Source organism: Stakelama saccharophila (assembly GCF_032229225.1).
In the GTDB taxonomy this organism is placed as follows: domain Bacteria; phylum Pseudomonadota; class Alphaproteobacteria; order Sphingomonadales; family Sphingomonadaceae; genus Sphingomonas; species Sphingomonas saccharophila.
Genome location: NZ_CP135076.1, coordinates 1,699,674 through 1,723,051, shown reverse-complemented (window position 1 = coordinate 1,723,051; position 23,378 = coordinate 1,699,674). Strand labels below are relative to the sequence as shown.

The window sequence follows — 23,378 nt, the reverse complement described above, 5'->3', positions numbered from 1 at the left end:
GCAATTTTTCAGGATGCACGAATAATCTGTCTTACGACATTTTAATCACATGAACGTCGCCGGATATAATTTCCATGGTTTTCCGGGTATTTTATCGGTAATCAGACAGACTCGCTTGATACAGAGGAACGACTTCGTTTACAGGTTGGCGTAAATTCGATTCAGGAGTTTTCAACGATGGCGGAAACGCTCGCGGCGCCTTATCGGCACCGTATCAAGGCCGATAACGGCCTGCTCCAGTGAACGATCAGGCGGTATCCCTTGTTCGCCTGCACCGTGACGATGATGTTCTGGTTGCGGCGCGACGCCTGGCTGTCGGCGAAACGGTCGCCGATGGCGCGCACCCGTTGACTCTGCGAAGCGATGTCCCACCGGGGCACAAGCTTGCCGCACACGCCATCGGATCCGGTGAACCGGTCCGCAAATATGGCCAGGTCATCGGAATGGCGAGTTCTGATATCGCGCCCGGCGAACATGTTCACAGCCACAATCTCGCAATGGCGGACATGCGCAGCGATGCAGCCCCGTCCGCGCCGGCGGCCGAGCCTTCGGCGATGCGCTATTTCGATGGCTATGTCCGGCCGGACGGCAGGGTCGGCACGCGCAATTATGTCGCGGTTTTGAGTTCTGTGAACTGTTCGGCCACGGTCGCTCGACAGATCGCGGAAGCGGTCGAGCGGCAGGGGCTGCTCGACAACCATCCCGGGGTCGACGGTATTGTTCCGATCGTGCACGGCACCGGTTGCGGCATGGCGCACGAGGGCGAAGCCTATGAGCTGTTGCGTCGTACGCTATGGGGTACGGCGGCCAACCCCAATTTCGGTGCGATCCTGCTCGTTGGACTGGGATGCGAGGTGATCCAGACCGGTCAACTCATCGCCGACTATGCCGCCGACGCACGCGAGCGGATCGAAACCTTCACGATCCAGCAGATGGGCGGCACCCGCAAGGCGATTGAAGAGGGCGTGGCACGGGTAAAGACCCTGTTGCCAGAGGTGGCGGCGGCGAAACGCGAGCGCGTTCCTGCCTCCCGGTTGGTGCTGGGACTGCAATGCGGCGGATCAGATGCGTGGTCGGGTGTGACGGTCAACCCGGCGCTCGGCAATGCCGTCGACCGGCTGGTGGGGCTCGGCGCGACCGTGCTGCTTTCGGAAACACCGGAGATCTATGGCGCCGAGCACCTTCTCTATGCGCGCGCAACGCCCGAAGTCGCCGCCAAGCTGCGTGCTCGGCTCGACTGGTGGGAGGACTATACCAGCGCCCGCGGTGCGGAGATGGACAACAACCCCTCGCCCGGTAACAAGGCGGGCGGATTGACCACGATCCTAGAAAAGTCACTGGGCGCGGTGGCGAAGGCCGGGACCGCCCCGCTCGCCGATGTCATCTGCTATGGCGAGCCGGTCCCGACCAGCGGATTGGTGTTCATGGACAGTCCCGGCTTCGACCCCTGTTCGGCAACCGGCCAGGTCGCCTCCGGCGCGACCCTCATCGCGTTCACTACCGGCCGCGGCTCCGCCTTCGGCTACAAACCTTCGCCCTCGATCAAGCTCAGTTCCAACACGCAACTCTATGAGCACATGCCGGAGGATATCGATCTCGATTGCGGCGCGATCCTGACGGGCAACGCCTCGATCGAGGAAAAGGGGAAGGAAATCCTCGACTATCTGCTCGCAACCGCCTCCGGCCAACGGTCGAAAAGTGAAGCGCTTGGATATGGCGGTATGGAATTCGTCCCCTGGCAGATCGGAGCAGTGATGTGACCGGCTCCACCCTCAGACAGTCGCATATCACCACTCCCGCCGGCGTCGCGCTGTCGCTCAGTGAGATCGGCTTCGGGGCGGCGCCGATCGGCAATATGGGCGAACCCATTGCCGATGCCGACGCCGTCGCGGCGGTTACCGCAGCGCTCGACGGAGGCGTCACCTATGTCGATGTCGCGCCGCTTTATGGCCATGGCCTGTCGGAACGCCGCGTCGGTGCTGCCATCGAGAGGCGGCACGAAGTCGTTTTGTCAACAAAAGTCGGCCGTCTTCTCGAACCTTGCGCGCCGGGCGAGCAGAACAGTGGCATCTATAAGGATGTGCCGCCGGTTCGGGTCCGCTTTGCTTATGATCACGATTCGATAAAGCGCTCGCTGGCCGAGAGCCGGGAGCGGATCGGCCGGCCGGTCGATATCGTCTATGTCCATGATGTCGATGTGCCCACCCATGGTTCTCAGGACGCAGCCGACGCCCGCATTCGCGAGCTGATCGATGGCGGCGGCTGGCGCGCGCTGACCGAACTGCGCGCGGCGGGTGAGATCAAGGCGATCGGCGTCGGCGTGAACGATCGCTTCGCTTGCCTGCGCATGCTCGACGAGGCCGATCCCGACCTTTTCCTCGTCGCCGGACGCTATACCCTGCTCGATCAGTCATCGCTCGACGATCTCCTGCCCCGCTGCGCGGCACGCGGCGTCTCCATCGTGATCGGCGGGCCGTATAATAGCGGCATCCTCGCTACCGGACCGGTCGAAGGCGCATGGTATGACTATGCACCAGCCTCCGAGGAAGTGCGGTCACGAACTGCCCGGATCGCCCAGGTCTGCGCCGCGCACGGCGTTCCACTCCCCGTCGCCGCGCTCGCCTTCCCGCTGCGTCATCCTTCGGTGGTTTCGGTTATCCCGGGCGGGCGCGATGCCGACCAGGTGCGGCGCAACCTGGACTGCTACCGAACTCGGGTGCCAGACGCGTTGTGGGAGGACTTGAAGCATGAGCAACTTATCCGGGACGACGCGCCATGCTGAAGGGTATCGACCCTGTGCTCGGGCCAAAATCTCTCGCGATCCTGCGAGCAATGGGCCATGGCGACGAAATCGCCATAGTGGACGCCAATTTCCCGGCGAGCGCGAACGCCCAGCGTCTCGTACGCGCCGATGGCCATCCCCTCGACCGGATGCTCGACGCGATCAGGCGAGACGACAACCATGTGCGTGCCGTCCTGATCGGTGGGGATCGAGCGAACCTTGCCGCTCCGCGACACGATGGCGACCGAGCGGCTATCCTCGGCGGTCGCGATCAAGCGGTCATTGTCGAGCCACGCGATACCGTGCGGGCGGCGGTTGGGGCTGATATCGAGCGTGCGGAGTTTCTTGCGCGCCGCGACGTCGATCAGGTCGATCGTCGTGCCGCCATAAGCGACCACCGCAGCCGTCCTGCCATCGGGCAACACACAGACCGACGGGTTTGCGAACATAGTCAAGCCCGTCGGACAGGGATTGGTCGGTCAGATCCAAGGCCCAGTGATGGCAAGGGTCTTTGCCGGATGATAGATGTTCACGAACAACGTGCGACCGTCCGGTGAGAAGCAGGCGCCGGCGAATTCGGCCTGCCCGCCATGGCGCGCCAGCGTGTAGAGCTTTCCGTCCGGCGTCACGCCCCGCAGATGATTGGTCGTGATGTCGGTATACTGATCCTCGCAGACGATCAGATGCCCCCATGGCGACACCGTCAGATTGTCGCCGAAATTGAACAGGCGGGGATCGGTGGATTCGACGAAATTGGTCAGCCGGCCGGGCGCGTCGCGTTCGCCCGCCTGCCCTTCCCGCGCGCTGGGGACATAGCGCATCACCTGCCCCAGCCCGGCCGCGCCGCCGGAGGTGCAGCAGAAATAGAGTTCGCCATCGCCCCAATGCACGCCTTCACCCCGGGCGAACAGCGCGGCACCCGCCTCGTGCCCGCGATGCCGCAGATCGTCGTCGGGGCTGCCCACCCCGTCGAGGTCGATCCAGCGCACGGCGCGGGTCGTGCCGGAGGGGAAGGCGACATGGTTCCAGTTGCGGGTGTCGAACCCTTCCGGCGCGTCGGCGAGTCCCAGCGCCTGCAGTCGTCCGCCCCGGGCCAGTTCGCCGTGCACATCGGGCAGGAAGCGATAGAACAGACTCTCGTCGCGATCCTCGGTCATGTAGACGATGCCGGTGCGCGGATCGACGGCGGCGGCCTCATGCCTGAATCGGCCCATGGCGGTCAGCGGCACGGGCTCGACCGGTCCGGAAGCCGCGGCCGGCACCTCGAAGACCCAGCCATGTGCCTTCCCGCAACGGTCGACGGTTTCCTCGCAACTCAACCAGCTTCCCCAGGGCGTCGTGCCACCCGCGCAGTTGCGAACCGTGCCGGCAAGACTGAGATGCTGGCGGACCGGCGTCAACGTCGCGGCATCGAGCACCAGCGTGGTCGTGCCGCCCGGAAGCGCATGCCCGTCGCCGTCATGGTCGAACGCGGCCAGGCCGTGCAGGCGCCCGGCCTCGGTGCCGGCGGGTCCCTTTGGCAGCTCGTCAGGATCGAGTTCATGATTGCGGACCAACGCGATGCGGCCGCCGCCCAGGTCGAACGCACCCATGCCGTCCGCGCTGTCGGGTACGCGGAAACCATCATCCATCCGATCGCCCAATTGCGACACGATGCGGTAGGAAAAGCCTTCGGGCAGGTCCAGCAGGCCAACGGGATCGGGCTTCAGCGGGCCATAGCCCGGCACCTGATTGCGATAGGCGAAGCGCCGGCTGCCATCCTCGCCGACGGCGTCCTGCCGTGCCCAGGCCGACACGCCGCGCGCCAGGCCGGCAAAGGCCAGCGCCGTGATCGCGCCCCTTGAAAATTGTCGCCTGTCCATGCTGCTCGCGTCCCTTGTCGTCCTACCGATCATGCCCGGCATCGATCATCGCCCAATCGTTGGCGGTGAGATCCCCGACCATATGATGCCAGTCGCGTCCGTCCCCGCTCATCTTCCCCGGCCAGCTCGTCACGCCGTTGACCAGTTCGTCGGCGTAAAGGACCAGATCGTTCCACACGCTCTTTCCATAAATGTTACGCAGCTTGTAGGTGAGCTTCGGCCGGTCCGCGGCGGCATCGATTTCCAACTCGCCGAAATTGGCGCTGCCGGCATAGGCCCCGCGGATGCGGCGTTCGGGGCGTCTGCGGAACCAATTGATCGACGTGTCCTGCGCCAGCGGCGATGCGACCAGATCGTAGAAATCATATCCCCCGCGCGCCGACCACGGCACGGCGTTCAATTCGCCGGCATGGGTGTCGCCAGATAACAGCACGACGCCGCCGATCCGGTTGTCGCGAATGAAGTCGAACAGCGCATTGCGCTCGTGCAGGAACGACGCCCACGAGCCCCATCCGACCGGCTGCTCGTCTGGCTGCGTGCGCGTCCAACCACCACCCGCGATCACCAGCTTGAACGGCGCGTCGCTTTCCAGCAGCGACTGTTGCAACCATTCGCGTTGTGCGGCGCCGATCTGCGTTTTCTCGGCGCTTTGCGGCATATCGTTTGGATCGCGATAATAGCGGTCGTCTAGAAAGAAGAAGTCCGTCCCGCCATAGGAATAGCGGAAGAACACCCCCGGCGCGTCGGGCAGGCCATAGGCGGGGTTCGCCCAATATTGCTTGAACAAAGCCAGCGACTGCTCGCGCGTGGCGAAGGTCCGGTCCGCGCCGCCCTCGCCGAAATCGTGGTCGTCCCAGATAGCAAGCTGCGGCACCTGGCGCAGCACCGGCTGCGCACCCGCCACGTCGCGCTGGCGGCGGTAGATCTCGGCCATGACGCCGGGAATACGGCTGTCGGCATAGATATTGTCGCCCAGCCACAGGAACAGGTCGGGCTCGCTGCGCAGCACCGCACCCCAGATCGGCTGCTCCGGGTCCTCCTGCACCCGCGCGCACGATCCGAAGGCGATGCGGATCTTGGCCGGCTCCGCCGGCGCGGTGCGCACGGAATAGGGTGACAGCTCCTGGCGATATTTGGGCTGATCGCCTTCCACCAGCGGTCGGTAATAATAACGCCTGCCCGATTCCAGGCCGGTCAGGCGACTGACGGTGGTGAAATCGCGCTCCGCCTGTGCCTGCACCGGCGCGCTGCGCCGAGCATTCGCGAAATCGGGATTGTCGGCATATTCGATCTCGACCCGATAAGGTCCGCTTGCCCGGCCCCAGATCAGGATTTCACTTCCGGTAACGGCACCAACCATCGGCCCCTGCATCAGGCGTGGATTGCCGGTTTCGCTCCGCCGCGCGCGAACCGGCAGCGGCGCGGCGGCGAGTGCGCCCATTCCCGCCAGCATCGTGCGCCGCCGAAGCTTCAGGGCGCGGCGTTCGTCATGGTCGGGGTAATCAGGCATCGGCAATATCCTTCTGCCCCACCAGCCGGTGCCAGGCACGGGCATCTCCATCCATCTTATCAGGCCAGGTGCGCGCGCCGTTCACCAGCTCATCGGCATAAATGCGAAGCGGTTCCCAGACATTCTGGCCATATTCGTTGACCACGCAGGATTCGATCCACGGCCGCTCGGCGGTGGCGTCGAAATCGATCACCCCGAAATTGGGGCCGCCGTCATAAGGTTCGCGCATGCGCCGCTCGGGACGGCGATAGGCCCAGTCGGAATCGGTGTCCTGCGCCATGGGCGAGGAACCGAGATCATAGAAGTCGTAGCCGCCCGTTTCCGAACGCGGCACGCAGTTGAGTTCGGCGCAATGCGTATCGCCGGACATGCCGATAACGCCACCAATCCCTTCATCGCGGATGAAATCGAAAATCTCGTCGCGCTCGTGCAGGAAGGCGGACCAGCCGTCACCATGCGGACCCTTCGCCTTCGACCAGCCGCCGCCCGACACCAGCACCTTGAACACCGCGTCGCTGCCGCGCAGCTTTTCCTTCAGCCACGCTTTCTGCGCGGCGCCGAGCTGCGTTTTCTGCGGCGTGTTCTCCGCCTTGTTCGGATCGCGGTAATAGCGCCCGTCTAGGAAGATGAAATGCACGCCGCCATAATGATAGTCGAAGAAGACGCCCGGCGTGTGCGGCAGCCCGTGCGCGGGATTGGCCCAGTAATTGCGAAATACTCCCAGCGCGCCGACCTTCACCGTGGAGGTGCGGTCGCCGTCGTTCAGACCGTAATCGTGATCGTCCCAGATGGCGAGGTTGCCCGCCGAGCGCAGCACCGGCTGAAGCGCAGGCACGACGCGTTGCTTGCGATATTCCTCTGCCAGCGTCTCGGCGCGCAGTGCGTCACCATAGATATTGTCGCCCAGCCACAGGAACAGGTCGGGCTCGCGCGCGGCGACCGCTTCCCAGATGCGCTGCTGCTGGTCCAGCTCGACGCGCAGGCACGAACCGTAAGCGATGCGGAACGGCGCGGACCCGGATGGCGCCGTGCGGAAACTGAAGGGCGGCAGCTTCCGCTGATAGCGCGGCCGTTCGCCCGACACGTACATGCGGTAATAATAGCGCGTGCCCGGCTCCAGGCCGGCCAGCCGGTTACGCACGGTATAGTCGTCGTCGGGATGAGCAGTGACGGGCGGTGACATGCGCGCGCCCACCATCTGCGCATTGTCGGCATATTCGACGGCGACTTGAAAGGGACCGCTCGCCCGGCTCCAGATCGTCATGTCTCCGGCGCCCGGCGAACCGACCATCGGCCCTTGCAACAGCCGGGGCTCGGCGGCGCGTGCGGAACGCATCGTCGCGGGCAGCGCCGCGATGCTGCCGATCGCGCCCAGAAGCTTGCGTCGCGGCAATCGCATCACGGCTCTTCCTTCCCCTTTAGAACTGCGCCGACAGGCCGAAGCGGAAGGTGCGTCCGAAAATCTCGTTGCCGGATTCGCCTTCGCCGGCAAGGTGAGATGGCACGCCCTGATAGCGGCGGAACGGCTCGTCGGTCAGGTTCTGCCCTTCGGCATAGGCAACGACATTCTTGAGCAGTTTCACGCTCAGCTTGGCATCGAGCTGGCCGTTGCTGTCCTGATAGATGTCTTCCATCGCTTCGCCGCCCAGTGATTCGAGGAACTCGGAACGATATTGGTAGGCGACGCGCGCCGCGATGATGCCCTTTTCGTAGAAGAGCTGCGCATTATAGACGCGGTCGGGCTGCGTGAAGAAGGACAGGTCGTCGTCGCGGCCGAACACGGTGACCGACGATTTGATGAAGCTCGCATTGGCCGAAACGCCGAAACCCGACAACAGGCCCGGCAGGAAGGCGAGTTGCTGCTGCACATTCACCTCCAGCCCGTAGATTTCGCCGCTTTCGGCATTTTCCGTCGTGTCGACGCTCAGTTCCCGGAAGTCGCGACCGTCGCGCGTGACGTCGGTGAAGAACAGGCTGCGTTCGAAGATAGGGTTGTCGACATGTTTGTAGAACGCGCCCACCGAGAGCAGCCCGCCCTTGTTGGGATAGAATTCCAGCGTGAGGTCGAGATTCTGCGCCTTGTACGGTTTCAGTTCGGGATTGCCGATCTCCAGTTCGCCGTCATACAGGTTCGAACCCGGTGTCGTCTCGTCAGCCTCCAGCGTCGAAATCGGCGCCAGCGCGACATAATCGGGCCGCCCCATCGCCGTAGTATAGGCCGCGCGCACCAGCAGCGTGTCGGTAATGTCATAACGCGCCTGCACGTTGGGAAAGACATCGGTATAGTTGTGCTTGCCGGTCATCGGTTCGGTGCCGGCGAAATCGCCGTCGAGTTCGAGAACCTGCGTCGCGCCAATCGTCGTATCGGTATGCTCCACGCGGACGCCGCCAAGCAAAGTCAGTGCTCCGAGATCGAGATTGGCGAGCGCATAGCCGGCGAAGATTTTCTCCGTGATATCGTAATCGTCCTCGAACGAATTGCTGATCGAGCGCGCCTCGTTCAGCGCGAACGCTTCGGGATGGGCGTCGAAATAGGCGCGCAGCGCGTCCTGGTCCGGCAACGGACCGATATTGTACTTCCCCCGGAAATCATCCGGCCCGGAAATTGAAAACCCGTCGAGATAAAGCGGATCGACCGAATTGTAGCGGTTGGAATTGTCGTTGACGAAACGGTGCCGCAACGTCGCCTTGCCGCCGATCTTGAAATAGGTGCCCGTCCCCAGAAGCTCCGGCTTCCACGTCACGTCGAGCGAGGGAACGAGCAGTTGTTCCTTTTCCTTCGACGTATCGATGCGGAATTCGTCGAGCACGAAATTGGCCGGGTCGAACCGCATCTGCCCGGTATCGAAGGTAAAGAGTTGGTCGCTCAGATCATAGTCGATCGGCTGGTTCTCATCGACGTTGAATTCATAGGCGTCATAGACGGGCACATTCTCGTGCGCCTTGGAATAGGTGAATTGCGGTTCCACGATCAGACTGCCGTCGCCGAAGCTGAGCTTGGACCCTATGCTCATGTTGAGGATCGACCGTTCCGCTTCCTTGCGCAGCGATTCCAGGTTGACGTCGCCTTCGGTGAAGGTGCCGGTGGTCGGCGTCTGATTCAGGATGTTTCCGTCCTTGTCGAATTGCAGTTCGGGACGATAATCCTCTTGCGTGAAATGGTTATAGACGACGCGGAAATAGCCGCTGTTGCCGTCATCGTTGCGCATGTCGAGATTGCCGGTGAGGCCGTAGCGCTCGCGCGAGGAACTGAAATTCTGCAAGCGCAGCCGGTCGGGCACATAATAGCCGCCTTCCTCGCTCCAACGCGACCCGGCAACATTCTCGGTGCGGTATTCGCGCTTCGAATATTCGCCGCCCAGAAACAGCGCCATGCCGCCATCGCCGAACTGGGTGCCGTATCCGGCGCTGCCGCTGTAGATATCGGCAGCGGATTCGAGATCGTTGACGCCGTATTCCGCCGACGCATAGCCGAATGCCTTGGTCCGGTCGAAGCCGCTGGGCGGCAGGATGTTGATGGTGCCGCCGATGCCTTGCGCATCCATGTCGGGACGCAGCGTCTTGATCACCTCGACCGCCTGAAAATCGCCCGATCCGATTACGTCGAGCGGCGCGGCCCGGCCGGCCCGGCCGTCGACATCGGGAAGCGCGGTCGGCTGCCCGCCCAGCGTCACATTGTTCAATTCGGGCGAAATTCCGCGGATCGAAACGAAGCGCCCCTCGCCCTTGTCTCGCTCCAAGGAAACACCGGTGAGGCGGCTGAGCGCATCCGCCAGGTTCTTGTCGGGCAGCTTGCCGGCCGAATCCGCCGTGGCGACCTCGCGAATATTGGTCGCTTCGCGTTTCATCGCGATCGCCTTCTCGCGCGCGACGCGGGCAGTGACGATGATGTCCCGGCCGGCATCGGTGCTGGCGACCTGCGGTGCCCTGGTCGTGTCCGTCGTGATGGCAGTCAGCGCGATCGTGTTGTCGTCGATGCTCGCAATGCGAAGCCTGCTGCCATCGATCAGGCGCTGCACCGCCTCGCGCGCCGTCATCCGGCCGTGGATACCGTCAGTTCGCCTGTCGGCAATGGCGTCCGAAGGAAACAGGACCTGGATGTCGGATACGCGCGAAAATTCCTGCAGCGCCGACGAAAGCGACTGCGGACCTATATTGTATTCCTGCATCGTGGTCTGAGCGGACGCCGGCGCGCTGGCCGTCATAGCGGCGGCCGACAACATGCCCAGCGAAGCGATAGCGTTGCGGTTCATTTTTCCCCCGTGGCTCGAAAGGTGATGCCTCGGACGGAAAGACCCTTCAGCTTGCCGGAACCGCCAAATCCGATCGAATAAATTTTTTGCCGCCCATCAGCACGACGGCCTTGTCGGTCCGCTCGGCGCGGATATCGAATGATGCGCGCAACGCCTTCAGAAAGGAATTCGGGTTGCTGGAGGTGAACCGTCCGCCGACCCGAATATTTCCAAGCGCAGGATCGCCGAGCACCAGTCTTACCGGCGATTGGCGGTTGTACCGCTCGATCGCGACCGAGAGCGGTTCATCGTTGAAGACGATTTCGCCGTGCGGCCAGGCAAGCAGCGCCTCGACCTGCTTGCTGTTCATCGGATGCAGATGCGTTTCGCGTCCGACCAGCGCCGCTTCGTTCGCCTTGACGATGGATCCGCTCCCGTCTGCGGAAACGGTATTCGAAATGGACAGGGCAGCGGTGCCGCGGATAACCCCGACATCCAGCAGCCCGCCCGTAAGGCGGGCATTGTATCGGCCCGGCTCCAGCAATGCGGACGCCTTACCGCCATGAACGAGAAGCGGAAGCGGTGCTTCACGGAGCACCAGCGCGATCTCTCCGCGCTCCAGCCAAACTTCGATATGCTTGTCATGCTTGCGCCAGGAGATTGCGGTGTCGCCGTTCAACACGATGCTGGTCGCGCCGGGCAAGGCAACCATCCGGCGCTCGCCGGCGCGCGTATGCGCCTCGCTCGGCGCGCTATCCGCCAGCACGCCTGCGCCGATCGCCAGCATGCCCGCGCCCGCCCCGATCGCCCCGCGGATGATGCCGCGCCGCGTCAGGCGAGCCGGGGCGACTTCCTTGGCACCATTGCCGGCCCGCTGCCGATCGGGATCGAGGTCTCCGACATCTTCCATCGCCTGCCAGCTTCGGGCGATGCGCGCGAAGGCAACCGCATTGCGAGGATCGGACGCGCGCCAGCGCTCGAATGCCGACATGTCCGCTGTGCCCGCATCAATAGCCGCGAACCATTCGGCAGCCGTTGCGAGTGCGTCCTGCTCGTCGCTACTGTGCGTTTCCTGTCGCAAACGCGTACCTGCTCATTTGCCCCTCATTACCCATAAGAGTTCCAGGACGGCTGTCGCCACCACTTTTTTGACGATATTATCCGGTGCGGCGTCCGGAAGTCGCCGAAGTGTCGCGAAAAACCGAAATCCGGTCCGCACGTTCCAGCGCCCGCGTCAAGAGTTCCAGTCCGCGCGCCAGCCGCTTTTCTACGGTCGACTGGCTCAGTCGCAGAGACTCGGCAATCTGTTTGAGACTTTTGCCTTCGATACGGCGCATGCGGACCACCCGCCGGTTGCGTTCGGGCAACGCGTCGATGATCTCCAGCACAAGCCGCACCTGATCGCGACCAGCAAGGATCTGAAAGGCATCCGGAGCGATATCGGCTGGTTCGTCCCGTCCAGCGTCCGCCAGTTGCCGGAATTCGATCAACTTTGCTCTACGCAGCCGCTTGATCGCCAGGTTGCGCAAGATGCTTAGCGTATAGGCGCGGGGGCACTCGATTGCCTGCCAGCCATCCACGCTCATCAACTTCGCAAAGGCTTCCTGCAGGAGATCGCTCGCCTCCTCATCCGAGTTGGCCAACGTTCGCGCCTTTGCACGAAATATCGGTTCATGCGGCAGAATCTCGTCAAGGAACCAAAGGTCAATTGGGCGAAGCGCGTCCATGGATTCCGGCATAAGTTTGACGACAGGCGCGCCAATGGGCCGTGCACATGTCAGCATCGTTACAGACCGGAATACGGAATACGAAATACGCACTGCGCGACCCGGCGACGGTGTGGGCCGATATGATCGATCGCGCGCAGCATGATGTCGCGATCGAACAATTCTATGTCGCGGGCAGATCCGGCGAAGCGCTCGATACGGTCATCGCCGCGCTCGACGCCGCCGGGCGGCGCGGCGTCCATATCCGCTTCCTGATGGAGAAAAAGGGCGAGGCCATGTCGAAGCCGGCGACCATCGCCCGGCTGAAGCGGATTCCGAACCTTGAATTCCGCACGCTCGCCTGGTCCGACATTGCCGGCGACGGGATCATCCACGCCAAGTTCTTCATCGTCGACGGACGCGAAGCCTATGTCGGCAGCCAGAATTTCGACTGGCGATCGCTGTCGCAGATCGATGAGACCGGGCTGCGCATCACCGATGCCGACATGGCGAGCCGGCTGCAGGCGATTTTCGACCATGATTGGACAGCGCAGGCCCGGATCGCAGCGGGCAGGACGGTGCCGCCGCTGCGCAAGCGTGAATATTCGCCGGTCGAGGGCCATGCGCTGCTCGTCGCCAGCCCCAACGCCTATGATCCGCCCGGCGTGGGCGATTCACAAGCGACATTGGTCAAGCTGATCCGTGCCGCAAAGCGCGGCATCGCGATCGAGGTAATGGACTATTCGACCACGGCGTTCGGCGGCGGCGACTATCATGTCATCGACGATGCGCTGCGCGCCGCTGCCGCGCGCGGGCTAACGATCCGGCTGATAATCGCCGACTGGGCGATGACCGACAAGCGGCTGCCGGGGCTGACCAGCCTGGCGACGGTGCCGGGCGTCGAAATCCGCGTCGCCAGCATTCCGCAGCCCGCATCGGGCACAATCCCTTATGCCCGTGTCGTTCATACCAAGGTGATGACGATCGACGATGCCGTGGCCTGGATCGGGACGAGCAACTGGGAAGGCGGCTATCTGGACATGTCGCGCAATGTCGAGGTCGTCTTGCGCGACACGGCGATGGAGAAGCGGCTGCGCGCGTTGGAGAACCAGCTATGGAACAGCGGCTACGCCGCCAGCTTCGCCACCGCCAAGGCCCGGCCGCCGGTCCATCCGGGCGGTTGATGCTCAGGCGAGATCGAGCGCACCCGTAAGGTCGCCCGGCGGCGGCCCGCCCGCGGCGATCATGGCGCGTTCGCGCTCGATCAGGCCGGGAAGCTTCGCAAGCCCGAAACGGCGGGCGAGGAAGCGGGCGATCGAGCCGGTGTCATAAATCGTGTGATCGACCGCACCCCGTTTTGCATATGGCGACACGATCAGCGCCGGCACCCGCGTACCGGGGCCCCAGCGGTCGCCCGCGGGCGGCGCGACATGGTCCCACCAACCGCCATTCTCGTCGAAGGTGACGATAATCAGCATCTTGTCCCATTGCGGACTGGTGCGCAGCGTGTCGATGACGCCGGCGATATGGCGGTCGCCCGCCTCCACGTCCGAATAACCGGCGTGCATGTTCAGGCTGCCCTGCGGCTTGTAATAGGTCACGCTCGGCAGCCGTCCGGCCTCGGCATCTGCGACGAAGCGGTTGGTGCGCGCCGTCTCGCCCGTCCCGCCGTCGCGCAGATGCTGTTTGCGCGCATCGGTCCCCGGCGCGAAGCGGACGAAATAGTTGAGCGGTTGATGATGCGGCTGGAAATTCGGCTCCGATGGGAACGCCTTGTCGTTGCCATGCCCCTCCATCGCCGCGTCCCAGCCGCCGGCATACCAGGCCCAGTCGACGCCGCGTACCGACAGCATGTCGCCGATCGTCGCATGCCGTTGCGGGACCATTGTGTGCGCGTCCGACCAGTCGCCATAGCCCGGCCGGGCGGGGTCGAGCCGATAGGTCGGCGCATAGGGCGGCAGCATCGTGTTGACCGCATAGAAATCGGGCGACAGCGAATTGGGGACGAAGCGCACCGGCCCATCCATCGCGCTCGCCGGAGATTCGGCGGTTTGTTTCGGCCGGATGCCCTTGGGATCGTCGCCCTCCAGCACGGTGATGCGTCCCCTGGCCGGACTGCGGTCCGCGTCGGGATAGAAAGGCGGCCGCGCCGCGATCAGATATTGGTGGTTGAGAAACGATCCGCCGAACGCACCCATGAAGAAATTGTCGCACAGCGTGTAATCGCGCGCGATCCGCCACAGGCGCATATTGGTGTTGTTGTCGCCATAATGCCCCATGGTCAGCGCACCGCTGTCGCCCCAGGCGACGAAACCGTCATTGCGGCCGCCATTGATCTGCAACTGGTTGTTGTAGAAGGCGTGGATCAGGTCGCGGGTGACCAGCCCCTGCGGCAACGGGTCGCCCTCGGGCGTGCGCAACGCGAAGGGGGCGTTGTCGAGCGCCGGAAAGGCATCCTCGCCGATCTGATATTCGCGGTGCCGTGCGACCTGCTTGTTCGGCACCAGTCCGCCCCAGATCGGGGGCAGCGTATCAAGCACGCGGCCGTCACGATCGCGCTGCAGCCAGCGCTCGCGCGGAACCTTGGACAAGGGCTGCTCCACGCCAGGGAAATTTCCGAACAGATTGTTGAAGCTGCGGTTCTCGGCAAAGATCACCACGACGGTGTCGATATGCTCGCGCAGCGCATCGTCGAGCGATCCGGACGCCGCGCCGCCGCCCGGATTGGCGGTCCGCGCTACCGCATCGCCGTGTCCGAACGCGGCCACCCCGGCCGCGGCAGCAGCGCCGCCCAGAAGCAAGCGGCGACGGGGGTTGGCAAGCGGTTCCCTGCCATCGGAATGATCGGATCGATTCGCCACGCACTGCCCCTTTCCTGATGCCTTCGCCGCTGCGACCTCGCAGGATTGTCGACCCGGAACAAGAGCCGGTTCGGCCTATCGGGTTCCTGCCTTCGCCTGGTCGGTTGACGATCAATGCCTTCGCTCGCTATGTAACAATATATCATAAATTGCACGCGGAAAAGCGGGATGCTTCGATTCACAGGCACGGCGATCAGCGGGGCACCGCACAAGGTCTATCATGCCGACGCGCTCGCGGACGAGTTGCGCGGCAAGGCGACCGCGTCGTAACCCGTTCAAGCGACCATCATCGATGAACTTTCTGCTTCCGCCGGGCTTCGGAATGCTGTCGGGCCTGGCAATTCTGCTGGGCGGCGGCATCGCATCGGTGATGACACGGCGTCGTTCGCTGCTGCTTTCGCTGTCTTCCGGCGCGATTTTCGCGATCGCGCTGATGGCCCTGTTGCCCGAGGCGATCGAACTGGCCGAAGGAATCTGGCCGGACGGCACCATCTTCGTCGTGGCGGCGCTGGGCTATGCGGCCTATCTGGTCGCCGACCGGGCTTCGGCGGCAACGATGAAAGGCAGGCTGGCGCGGCATCTGGGTCCGACGAGCTTTTTCCTCCACGCCTTTGTCGACGGCCTGATGGCCGGCGTCGGCTTTTCCTTTTCGCTCAAGACAGGCCTGCTCATGGCAGGCGCTGCGGTCGCGCACGGCCTGGCGCACGGCATCAACACCGTATCGCTGGTGACCGCCAGAAATGGTTCACCATCGCTCGCACGCCGCTGGCTCGTCGCGAACGCCGCCGCGCCCGTACTGGGCGCGGTGTGCGCCGGGCTGCTGGCGCCGTCCCGGTCCGCGCTTGCGGTGATGGTAGCGCTGTTCGCCGGCATCTTCCTGTTCATTGCCACCTCTGATCTGTTGCCCGAAGCGCGTGCGCGAACACCGGCGGCGACAATGCTCGTGGCCACCGCGATCGTCGCGGTCGCGTTCGTTCGTTTGGCCTTCTGGCATTGATCGTTCCGGCGGTCTCGCCGATTCACAGAATGTGATGAGATACCATATACTGTCCCGGCCGCATGACGTGGCCCGAAGGATATGGTTCGCGCCCCTCGACATTGCATTATTGGGATCGGGTCGACATCGGGTGGTCGGTAAGTTTCGCTTCCGGGTCGGCCAGCCCAACAGGTGGCTCTTCGCTGCCTTGCTGCTCACATTGGCCGCGTTCGGTTGGCAGAGCTTTGTCAGCCGGACCCATCTGCATTTCAGTCTTGATCCCGTGGCTGCGACGGCATCCGGCACGTCGGGCACGGGTCACCGGTTTGTCGCGGACCAGAGCCCCGGCAAATCGCCGGCCGCCCCCCCGCCCATCGTCGCATACACATCATCCAGCGGACGGGGACCCGGACAAATCGCCCGCGACATGCCCGATTTGCAGCGACATTGCGCTATCCGGACATTATCTCGCCCCGCCACCCGTCGTTTTCGTGCATTTCGAGGCGAGCGCCTATGTCGCTATCCGGCCAGCGGTCCTTTCCTCGATCGCCGGGCCGCGCTCGCATGCGTGGTTGAACCGCGCCCCGCCTCCCCTCCACCGCCTCTGAAACGATCATCATGAAGCGCCGAGCCGTGAACGCGGCGCGCCGACCGGCTGAGGTCCGTCTGCACAGGGCCTTTCAGGGAGCATTGGAGTTTATAATGCGATACGTACTGTTCATCGGCGCGGCGACCGCCGCGCTCGTCTCCGTGATCGCCTCGGCACAGGAGCGCCCGTCGCCCGCCGACATTCACAACATTATCGTCACGGCAACACCGTTCGATCTCTCGGCCGACCAGACGCCCAGGATTTCCGCAAAGGTCGACCGCAAGAAAATTCTCGAACAAGGCGGCGCGATCAACATGCCGCCGTGGAGCGCGCGGTGCGAGACCGGTTTCGCCATCGACAAGATCGCGATCGAGGTGGCTGGCCTCTGTCCGGCTTGCCGCACGCAGCAGATATCCTGACCATCGGCGGTCGGCACGTCGTCCGCGGCACGCTATCCGGCATCGCCGAACACGCGCAGGTAGCGGGCGATTTCATCGCGATCGCCGGTGGCCTTGGCGGGGTTGTCGGACAGCTTGACCGCCGGGCGGCCGTCGGCGCTCGTCACCTTGCAGACCAGCGAAGGCGGCACGAGCCCCGCTTCGCCGCGTGGGTCACAGTCGCGGAAATCATTGGTGAGGTTCGTTCCCCAGCCAAAGCTCATCCGCACGCGCCCGGCGAAATGGCGATAGGTCTGCGCGATCGTGTCGGCGTCCATGCCGTCGGAAAAGATGAGCAGCTTGTCCGACGGATCCCGGCCCCTTTCACGCCACCACGCGATCAGCCGCTCGCCGCCCTCGATCGGCGGCGCGCTGTCTGGGCGAAAACCCGTCCAGTCGGCCACCCGGTCGGGTGCGTCGGCGAGGAAGGCCTCGGTGCCGAACGCGTCCGGCAGGACGATGAGCAGGTTGCCACCGTAAAGGCCGCTCCATTCCTCCAGCACGCGATAGGGGGCGGCGCGCAGTTCGGCGTCGCTTTCGGCCTTCGCGGCCAGCACCATGGGCAATTCATGGCCGTTGGTGCCGATCGCCTCCAGGTCGCTGTCCATCGCCAGCAGCACGTTCGACGTGCCGATGAACCGATCGCCAAGCCCCTCCTTCAGTGCCTCGACGCACCAGCGCTGCCACAGGAAACTGTGCCGGCGGCGGGTGCCGAAATCCGAGATGCGCAGATCGGGCAGCGTCTGGAGCTGCTCCACCTTTCCCCACAGCCGCGCCTTGGCGCGGGCATAGAGGATGTCGAGTTCGAACCGGCCGCGCCCTTTCAGCGCGGCGCGCGTGCGCAATTCGTTGATGATGGCGAGCGCCGGGATCTCCCACATGCTGGTGTGCGTCCAGGGTCCGGCGAAACGCAGGACGAACTGGCCGTCCTCTCGCGAAAGCGCATATTCGGGGAGCTGGAAATCGGCGAGCCAGTCCAGAAAGTCCGGCGCGAACATCTGCTTCACGCCGTAGAAGGTGTTTCCGGCCAGCCAGATGCGTTCTTTCTTGGTCAGGCGAACCGTCCGCGCATGATCGAGCTGCGCGCGAAGGTCGGGCTCGTCGATCTCTTCGGCAATCCGCACCGACCTGGTGCGGTTGATGGTGGTGAAGGTCGCCTGCACATCGGGATGCAGCCGCCAGATCATCTGCAACATCAGCAGCTTGTAGAAATCGGTATCGAGCAGGCTGCGCACGATCGGATCGAGCCGCCAGCCATGGGCATAGCTGCGCGCGGCGATGTCGGTCACGGTCATGCTGTACCTTCGATCGGGATTGCCATCCTGAGTTGCTTTTCCTGATATATTTTATTCGCGGCATCCTCCCGAGTTTACCGTCGGTCGATCAATGCCGGGTTGTGCCGGGTGCGCCTCGAAGGATCATTCGACGTGTCGAGCGATTTCCAGCGCCACTGCTTCCAGGCAGACAAACACGATCGTCGCAAGAAAGGCGCCGAGCGACCAGGCCGCGAGCCCGTCGAGTTCTCTGCCGCAGAGTGCCGCCATGGCGACCCCGCCGCCGACGGAGACGAAATTCATCATGCGCGAAATCAGCACGCGCGACTGGCTCTCCGGTTTACGCACTTCCCGCACCAGCGCGAGAACGAGCAACTCAAGACACGAAAAGGCGAGGGCCGCGGCCACCAGCGCGGCAAAGATCTCGCTTACCGCCGGGGCGCCCTCCAGCTTTTCAAGCATCCCATAGCTGCCGGTGATAGTGATCGAATAGCCGAACGCCGACGAGTTATCGCGAACGCTCAGGACAATGTTGTCGGCGATATTACGCACGACAGCACCGACGCTGATCGGCCGGCGAACCGCCAAGCGGCGCTTTCGCAATTGCAGGTGCGCGGCGCGACAGGCCGGCAGTGCCGCTGTTCGCCGTATCGGTGACGGCGCCGACGTTCCGCATCACGCGTTCTCCGGCTGGCGGGAGGTCAGGGTCTGACGCAGACAGTCCAGCGCGATGCGAACGCTGAACGGCTTCCCGAGCCGCCGGGCGTGACGGAATCGCTCGGGGATCGTCCAGTCGTCATATCCCGTGGTCAGCACGAACGGGATGCGCCGGGCGCTCAGCCGGTCGGCAACCGGAAACGACATCTCGCCGCCCAGGTTGATGTCCAGCAATGCCGCGTCGACATCTTCGCGTTCAGCGGCTTTAAGTGCCTGGTCGATATCGGCGACGGGACCGACAATCACCACGCCCGCGCCAACGAGGCCGCGCCGTAAATCATCGGCAACAAAATATTCGTCCTCGACGACGAGGACACGCTTTCCTTCGAGTGTGTCCGTGCTAGTCACGCATTGCTCCCTCATCGGCTCCACCGCGAAAGAAGGTCGCAGCGGTCACCTCTCCTGAATCAGCGGCAGGTTCATGATCTAACGAACGGCACCCGACCGTAGTTCAAACGCCGCGGCCGCAAGAAGAACCTGTCGCATCCGCAGCGCCGATGGACGCGAGGATCTCGCCGACCGTCATTCGTCTGAAAGTGGGTCGGGCCGGAAAAACAATGCCGCGCTTCGATCTCCCGTCCGCATAGCGGCGATCGGAACCGGCTATAGGCGACCTGGCACCGGCAAACCGGCCGGGCTCTCTGCCGCGCCCTCCTGATCGGTGTCGGTTACGCGGACGGGACGTTTTCGTTCTGCCATTGACATATCTACAAAGCGCCTTGCTATATCACGCGTGGGAGGATGCCAAAATGAAGTCCATTCGCCATCTGCTGCTCGCAAAGGCGTTTCTCTGCACCATAGCGGTCGCGCACGCGCAGTCCGCGTCGATCGAAATCCATGTCGCGCCCAACGGCGACGACGCCGCGACCGGCACCGCCGATCATCCGGTGCGGACGCTCGCACAGGCGCAGAAGCTGGTTCGCGCACGCAATGCCGACCGCGATGTGACCGTTATCCTTGCCGACGGCACCTATTCGCTGAGCGCCCCGCTCGTTTTTCGCCAGGACGATGGCGGCAACGGGCATCTCGTCATCTGGCGCGCCGCCAACGGCGCTCACCCGGTTTTGTCGGGTGGCATCGCCGTAACCGACTGGCGCCCGAGCCGCGCCGGCAAGGGCATCTGGGAGGCCGATATTCCCAGGGGGATCGACAGTCGCCAGCTCTGGGTGAACGACCATCTAGCCGAAATGGCCCGGACCGAGTTGCCGCGTAGCGCGGTTCGCTTTTCTGAAACAGGCATCATCATCAATGACGACCGCCTGCCCGATCTCGCAAGCCTGCCGCAGCAGGACCGGATCGAGGTCGAAGGCACCGGCTATTTCACCGACCGCTTTTCACCCGTCGCCCGCGTCGAGCGCAGGACGCTGGTCATGCAGCAGCCGGCATGGGGCAACAACAACTGGGGCTATGACACGCTCGCCAAGCCCTATGGTCCCGAATATGCCAGGCTCTACTTGCGCAACAGCCTCGCCTTTCTCGATGCGCCGAACGAGTGGTTCCTCGATCCCGATCAGGGCAAACTCTACTATCGTCCCGCCGCCGGCACCGACATGGCCAGCGCCAAGGTGATGCTGCCCCGGCTCGACCACCTGATCTCGATCAGCGGCAGTTATGAAAAGCCGGTGCGCGACCTCCGTTTCGAGGGCTTGCGCTTTTCCTATACGAGCTGGATGGGGCCCTCGACCGACCAGGGCTATGCCAATCAGCAGAGCGGCGCCTTTCTCGCCGGCCCGCTCGATGCGCGGCCCGGCGATGCGCTGGAGACGTGCAGTTGGGGCTGTCCCGGTTTCGAGACGCGGCGCAACGAATGGTCGCAGATCCCTGCGGCGGTGCAGGTTTCGGCGGCCGAGCGGATCACCTTCGCGCGCAATATCTTCGCCCATCTCGGCCAGGTCGCGCTCGGCATCGGCAACAATGCCGACGCCAATGCCAGCGGCGTCGGCCTCGGCGCGCATGCAATCGAAGTGAGCGGCAATGTCTTCACCGACCTCGCGGCGGGCGCGATCCTCGCCGGCGGGGTGCGGCGCGACGCGCATCACCCGTCCGAACGTGGCCAGGCCAACCGACAGGTGCTGATCCAGAACAACCGCATCCACAAGGTCAGCCAGGATTACATGGACAACAGCGCGATCCTGTCGACCTATGTCGACCGCGCGCTCATCCTTCACAACGACATTTCAGACGCGCCCTATGACGGCATCGATATCGGCTGGGGCTGGGGGATGAACGATCCCGGCGGCAACCCCGCCTATCGCATTCGCGAGCGTGGCTATTACGATTATCCCGCCAATCTGGTGTATACCGAACCGACCACGCATCGCGACGTGATGGTCGCCTATAACCGCCTCCACGCGATCAAGACGCATTATGAGGACGGCGGCGCGATCTACAATCTGTCGGCCAGTCCCGACACGGTCATCGCCGAGAATTACGTCTACGACATTCCCGATCATATCGCGCTCTATCTCGACGAAGGCTCGCGCTACATCACGGTGCGCGACAATGTCGTGAAGGGCGCGCGGCTGTGGCTCAACGTCAACACGGTCAAATCCTTCTTTCCGCAGCGTATCTCGCCCGACAACAAGGCGGTCGGCAATTGGCACGACACGACCGAGACCGGCGGGATGTGGACGACCTATCAGAACAATCTGATCCTCGACGACCACCTCGTCACGGACGGGAACTGGCCCGCGGCCGCGCAAAGGGTGATGGCCAATGCGGGCGTCGAGGAATCCGCCAATCTGCCCGACTATCCTCTTGACGGAGCGACTGAATGACAGCCGAAACCACCCTGCCGACCGGCATGTTCGCGAGCCGCCGCACGGTCACGATGGGGCTTGGCGGCGCGCTGCTGGGCGCGCCCGCTCTCGCCCGTGCGACCACCGGTGCGCCGCGGGGAGCGGGCGGCTGGATCGACATCCGACGCTTCGGCGCGAAAGGCGACGGAACGGCGATCGACAGCGGCGCGATCAACCAGGCGATCGAAGCGGCGACGCGCGCCGGCGGCGGCACCGTCGTCGTCCCGCCGGGCCGCTATCTGTGCTTCTCGATCCGGCTCAAGAGCAATGTCACCATCATCCTGTCGGCAGGATCGGTGATCGAGGCGGCCGATCCCGATCGCCATTCGGGCAGCTACGACCCGCCCGAAAACTATATGGAGGAGCGGTTCCAGGATTTCGGCATCACCCATGTCCATAACAGCCTGTTCTACGGCGACGGCGTGGAGAATGTCGCGATCGTCGGCCAGGGGCTGATCCACGGCGTCGGCCTCGACCGCGCCGAGCCGGTCGGATCGCGCTGGCATGGCGACAAGGGCTGGATTTCGGCCAAGGCGCTGGGCATCACGCCGAAACAGGCGGCGCTGCGCAATCCCAAGGAGCATGAGGTCATCGGGCGCGGCAACAAGACGATCGGCCTCATCAACTGCCGCAACGTCCTGCTGCGCGACTTCACGGTGCTCAAGGGCGGCCATTTCTGCGTGATCGCGCACGGCGTCACCCACATGACGATCGACAATCTGACGATCGACACCGATCGCGACGGTATCGATATCGATTGCTGCCGCGACGTACGGGTGACGCATTGCACGGTCAATTCGCCCAAGGACGACGCGATCGTGCTCAAGAGCAGCTATGCGCTCGGCCGCAAGGTGATGTGCGAGGACATTTCCGTACTCGGCTGCAAGACCAGCGGCTATGCCATGGGCAGCGTCCTCGACGGCACCTATCGGCCGTCCGAATATGACGCGCCCGACAAGCTCGGCCCGCTCGGCCGGATCAAGATGGGCACCGAAACCAATGGCGGTTTTCGCAACATCCTGATTTCCGACTGCACCTGCGAGCACAGCCGCGGCATCCTGATCGGTATCGTCGATGGCGGGCTGATGGAAAATGTGATGGTGTCGGACATCGTCATGCGCGATCCGGTCAATCATCCGCTGTTCGTCCACCTGTCGGGGCGCAGCCGCGCGCCGCAGGGAACCGGCATCGGCACGATCCGCCACGTCACCTTCGCCAATGTCACCGTCACCGGCGCGAAGACACCCTATGCCTGCGGCGTGTCCGGCCTGCCCGGCCACCGTATCGAGGACGTGACCTTTTCCGGCATCCGCGTGTCGGGCGAAGGCGGCGGCACGGATGCAGACGCCGCGCGCGTACCCGAGGAACGGCCGACCGCAAGCCTTGAAGTCAGCTTTCTCGGCACCCTGCCCGCCAGCGGCTTCTACGCCCGCCATGCCGAGCGCCTCACCCTGCGCGACTTCGACGTGACGCTCGCCAGGCCGGACGCAAGACCGGCCGTGCTGCTCGACGATGTGCAGGGTGCGATCGTCGACGGGCTCGTCTCGTCCCGGGCGCGGCAGGACGCGGTCACGACGCGCGGCAGCAGCAATGTCGCGGTCGGCGCCGTGCAACGGATGGGCTGACGCGTACAT

The 23,378-nt window shown here is 63.9% G+C and carries 19 protein-coding genes; 8 read left to right on the top strand and 11 right to left on the bottom strand.

Annotated elements, in window-relative coordinates:
• Positions 1–200 precede the first annotated feature (200 nt).
• Positions 201–344 (bottom strand): hypothetical protein, encoded by a 144-nt coding sequence (locus RPR59_RS07980; protein ID WP_313912848.1) that lies wholly within the window; start codon positions 342–344, stop codon positions 201–203.
• Between RPR59_RS07980 and RPR59_RS07975 the strand changes: the two genes are divergently transcribed.
• Genes RPR59_RS07975 through RPR59_RS14880 form a run of 3 tightly spaced genes read left to right on the top strand, consistent with a single transcriptional unit; the run spans position 291 to position 3,339 of the window.
• On the top strand, positions 291–1,760 hold the full coding sequence (locus tag RPR59_RS07975; protein WP_432280310.1) for a UxaA family hydrolase: 1,470 nt from the start codon (positions 291–293) through the stop codon (positions 1,758–1,760). The genes RPR59_RS07980 and RPR59_RS07975 overlap by 54 nt on opposite strands.
• A complete protein-coding gene (locus tag RPR59_RS07970; RefSeq protein WP_313912844.1) occupies positions 1,757–2,782 on the top strand; it encodes an aldo/keto reductase in 1,026 nt (341 codons plus the stop codon). The genes RPR59_RS07975 and RPR59_RS07970 overlap by 4 nt, the downstream gene beginning before the upstream one ends.
• A complete protein-coding gene (locus RPR59_RS14880; protein ID WP_432280251.1) occupies positions 2,776–3,339 on the top strand; it encodes an RbsD/FucU domain-containing protein in 564 nt (187 codons plus the stop codon). Before RPR59_RS07970 ends, RPR59_RS14880 begins: the two co-directional genes overlap by 7 nt.
• On the opposite strand, the gene RPR59_RS07960 is transcribed toward RPR59_RS14880, so the two are convergent.
• The 6 genes from RPR59_RS07960 to RPR59_RS07935 all read right to left on the bottom strand — a co-directional run bounded on the left by RPR59_RS07960 (position 3,262) and on the right by RPR59_RS07935 (position 12,113).
• Positions 3,262–4,644: an alkaline phosphatase PhoX gene (locus RPR59_RS07960; RefSeq protein WP_313912840.1), complete on the bottom strand. Its 1,383-nt coding sequence runs from the start codon at positions 4,642–4,644 to the stop codon at positions 3,262–3,264. The genes RPR59_RS14880 and RPR59_RS07960 overlap by 78 nt on opposite strands.
• 22 nt (positions 4,645–4,666) lie before the next feature.
• Positions 4,667–6,154 carry an alkaline phosphatase D family protein gene (locus RPR59_RS07955; RefSeq protein ID WP_313912838.1) on the bottom strand — a complete coding sequence of 496 codons (1,488 nt, stop codon included), beginning with the start codon at positions 6,152–6,154 and terminating at the stop codon, positions 4,667–4,669.
• On the bottom strand, positions 6,147–7,553 hold the full coding sequence (locus tag RPR59_RS07950) for an alkaline phosphatase D family protein (RefSeq protein WP_313912836.1): 1,407 nt from the start codon (positions 7,551–7,553) through the stop codon (positions 6,147–6,149). The genes RPR59_RS07955 and RPR59_RS07950 overlap by 8 nt, the downstream gene beginning before the upstream one ends.
• A gap of 19 nt (positions 7,554–7,572) precedes the next feature.
• Positions 7,573–10,407, bottom strand: coding sequence for a TonB-dependent receptor (locus RPR59_RS07945; protein ID WP_313912834.1), 2,835 nt, complete (start codon positions 10,405–10,407; stop codon positions 7,573–7,575).
• A gap of 46 nt (positions 10,408–10,453) precedes the next feature.
• Positions 10,454–11,173, bottom strand: coding sequence for a FecR family protein (locus tag RPR59_RS07940; protein ID WP_313912832.1), 720 nt, complete (start codon positions 11,171–11,173; stop codon positions 10,454–10,456).
• A gap of 370 nt (positions 11,174–11,543) precedes the next feature.
• On the bottom strand, positions 11,544–12,113 hold the full coding sequence (locus RPR59_RS07935; RefSeq protein WP_313912831.1) for an RNA polymerase sigma factor: 570 nt from the start codon (positions 12,111–12,113) through the stop codon (positions 11,544–11,546).
• A gap of 122 nt (positions 12,114–12,235) precedes the next feature.
• Between RPR59_RS07935 and RPR59_RS07930 the strand changes: the two genes are divergently transcribed.
• The gene (locus RPR59_RS07930) at positions 12,236–13,276 is read left to right on the top strand and encodes a phospholipase D-like domain-containing protein (protein ID WP_313912829.1); all 1,041 of its coding nucleotides are present in this window, start codon (positions 12,236–12,238) and stop codon (positions 13,274–13,276) included.
• Positions 13,277–13,279: 3 nt separating this feature from the next.
• Here the strand turns inward: RPR59_RS07930 and acpA are convergent, their stop codons facing one another.
• Positions 13,280–14,953 carry an acid phosphatase gene (gene acpA, locus RPR59_RS07925; protein WP_313912827.1) on the bottom strand — a complete coding sequence of 558 codons (1,674 nt, stop codon included), beginning with the start codon at positions 14,951–14,953 and terminating at the stop codon, positions 13,280–13,282.
• Between the two features lie 292 nt (positions 14,954–15,245).
• On the opposite strand from acpA, the gene RPR59_RS07920 reads away from it, so the two are divergent.
• Positions 15,246–15,950, top strand: coding sequence for a ZIP family metal transporter (locus RPR59_RS07920; RefSeq protein ID WP_313912824.1), 705 nt, complete (start codon positions 15,246–15,248; stop codon positions 15,948–15,950).
• A gap of 597 nt (positions 15,951–16,547) precedes the next feature.
• Positions 16,548–16,937 (top strand): hypothetical protein, encoded by a 390-nt coding sequence (locus RPR59_RS07915; RefSeq protein WP_313912822.1) that lies wholly within the window; start codon positions 16,548–16,550, stop codon positions 16,935–16,937.
• A 32-nt stretch (positions 16,938–16,969) separates the two neighbouring features.
• Here the strand turns inward: RPR59_RS07915 and pncB are convergent, their stop codons facing one another.
• From pncB to RPR59_RS07900, 3 genes are all read right to left on the bottom strand, one after another.
• The gene (gene pncB, locus RPR59_RS07910; RefSeq protein ID WP_313912820.1) at positions 16,970–18,250 is read right to left on the bottom strand and encodes a nicotinate phosphoribosyltransferase; all 1,281 of its coding nucleotides are present in this window, start codon (positions 18,248–18,250) and stop codon (positions 16,970–16,972) included.
• A 123-nt stretch (positions 18,251–18,373) separates the two neighbouring features.
• A complete protein-coding gene (locus RPR59_RS07905) occupies positions 18,374–18,817 on the bottom strand; it encodes a hypothetical protein (RefSeq protein ID WP_313912818.1) in 444 nt (147 codons plus the stop codon).
• 87 nt (positions 18,818–18,904) lie between these two features.
• Positions 18,905–19,309, bottom strand: coding sequence for a response regulator (locus RPR59_RS07900; protein ID WP_313912816.1), 405 nt, complete (start codon positions 19,307–19,309; stop codon positions 18,905–18,907).
• A gap of 386 nt (positions 19,310–19,695) precedes the next feature.
• On the opposite strand from RPR59_RS07900, the gene RPR59_RS07895 reads away from it, so the two are divergent.
• Together RPR59_RS07895 and RPR59_RS07890 are read left to right on the top strand one after the other, a co-directional pair.
• Positions 19,696–21,723, top strand: coding sequence for a right-handed parallel beta-helix repeat-containing protein (locus RPR59_RS07895; protein WP_313912814.1), 2,028 nt, complete (start codon positions 19,696–19,698; stop codon positions 21,721–21,723).
• Positions 21,720–23,369: a rhamnogalacturonidase gene (locus tag RPR59_RS07890; RefSeq protein ID WP_313912812.1), complete on the top strand. Its 1,650-nt coding sequence runs from the start codon at positions 21,720–21,722 to the stop codon at positions 23,367–23,369. Before RPR59_RS07895 ends, RPR59_RS07890 begins: the two co-directional genes overlap by 4 nt.
• Positions 23,370–23,378 lie beyond the last annotated feature (9 nt).

What these genes read in the sequence shown, in the direction of transcription:
- RPR59_RS14880 (WP_432280251.1), top strand. Translation starts at nt 2,776, where the DNA reads ATGCTGAAGGGTATCGACCCTGTGCTCGGGCCAAAATCTCTCGCGATC.
- RPR59_RS07960 (WP_313912840.1), bottom strand. Translation starts at nt 4,644, where the DNA reads ATGGACAGGCGACAATTTTCAAGGGGCGCGATCACGGCGCTGGCCTTT.
- RPR59_RS07955 (WP_313912838.1), bottom strand. Translation starts at nt 6,154, where the DNA reads ATGCCTGATTACCCCGACCATGACGAACGCCGCGCCCTGAAGCTTCGG.
- RPR59_RS07950 (WP_313912836.1), bottom strand. Translation starts at nt 7,553, where the DNA reads ATGCGATTGCCGCGACGCAAGCTTCTGGGCGCGATCGGCAGCATCGCG.
- RPR59_RS07945 (WP_313912834.1), bottom strand. Translation starts at nt 10,407, where the DNA reads ATGAACCGCAACGCTATCGCTTCGCTGGGCATGTTGTCGGCCGCCGCT.
- RPR59_RS07940 (WP_313912832.1), bottom strand. Translation starts at nt 11,173, where the DNA reads ATGCTGGCGATCGGCGCAGGCGTGCTGGCGGATAGCGCGCCGAGCGAG.
- RPR59_RS07935 (WP_313912831.1), bottom strand. Translation starts at nt 12,113, where the DNA reads ATGGACGCGCTTCGCCCAATTGACCTTTGGTTCCTTGACGAGATTCTG.
- RPR59_RS07930 (WP_313912829.1), top strand. Translation starts at nt 12,236, where the DNA reads ATGATCGATCGCGCGCAGCATGATGTCGCGATCGAACAATTCTATGTC.
- RPR59_RS07920 (WP_313912824.1), top strand. Translation starts at nt 15,246, where the DNA reads ATGAACTTTCTGCTTCCGCCGGGCTTCGGAATGCTGTCGGGCCTGGCA.
- RPR59_RS07915 (WP_313912822.1), top strand. Translation starts at nt 16,548, where the DNA reads ATGAAGCGCCGAGCCGTGAACGCGGCGCGCCGACCGGCTGAGGTCCGT.
- pncB (WP_313912820.1), bottom strand. Translation starts at nt 18,250, where the DNA reads ATGACCGTGACCGACATCGCCGCGCGCAGCTATGCCCATGGCTGGCGG.
- RPR59_RS07900 (WP_313912816.1), bottom strand. Translation starts at nt 19,309, where the DNA reads ATGAGGGAGCAATGCGTGACTAGCACGGACACACTCGAAGGAAAGCGT.
- RPR59_RS07895 (WP_313912814.1), top strand. Translation starts at nt 19,696, where the DNA reads ATGAAGTCCATTCGCCATCTGCTGCTCGCAAAGGCGTTTCTCTGCACC.
- RPR59_RS07890 (WP_313912812.1), top strand. Translation starts at nt 21,720, where the DNA reads ATGACAGCCGAAACCACCCTGCCGACCGGCATGTTCGCGAGCCGCCGC.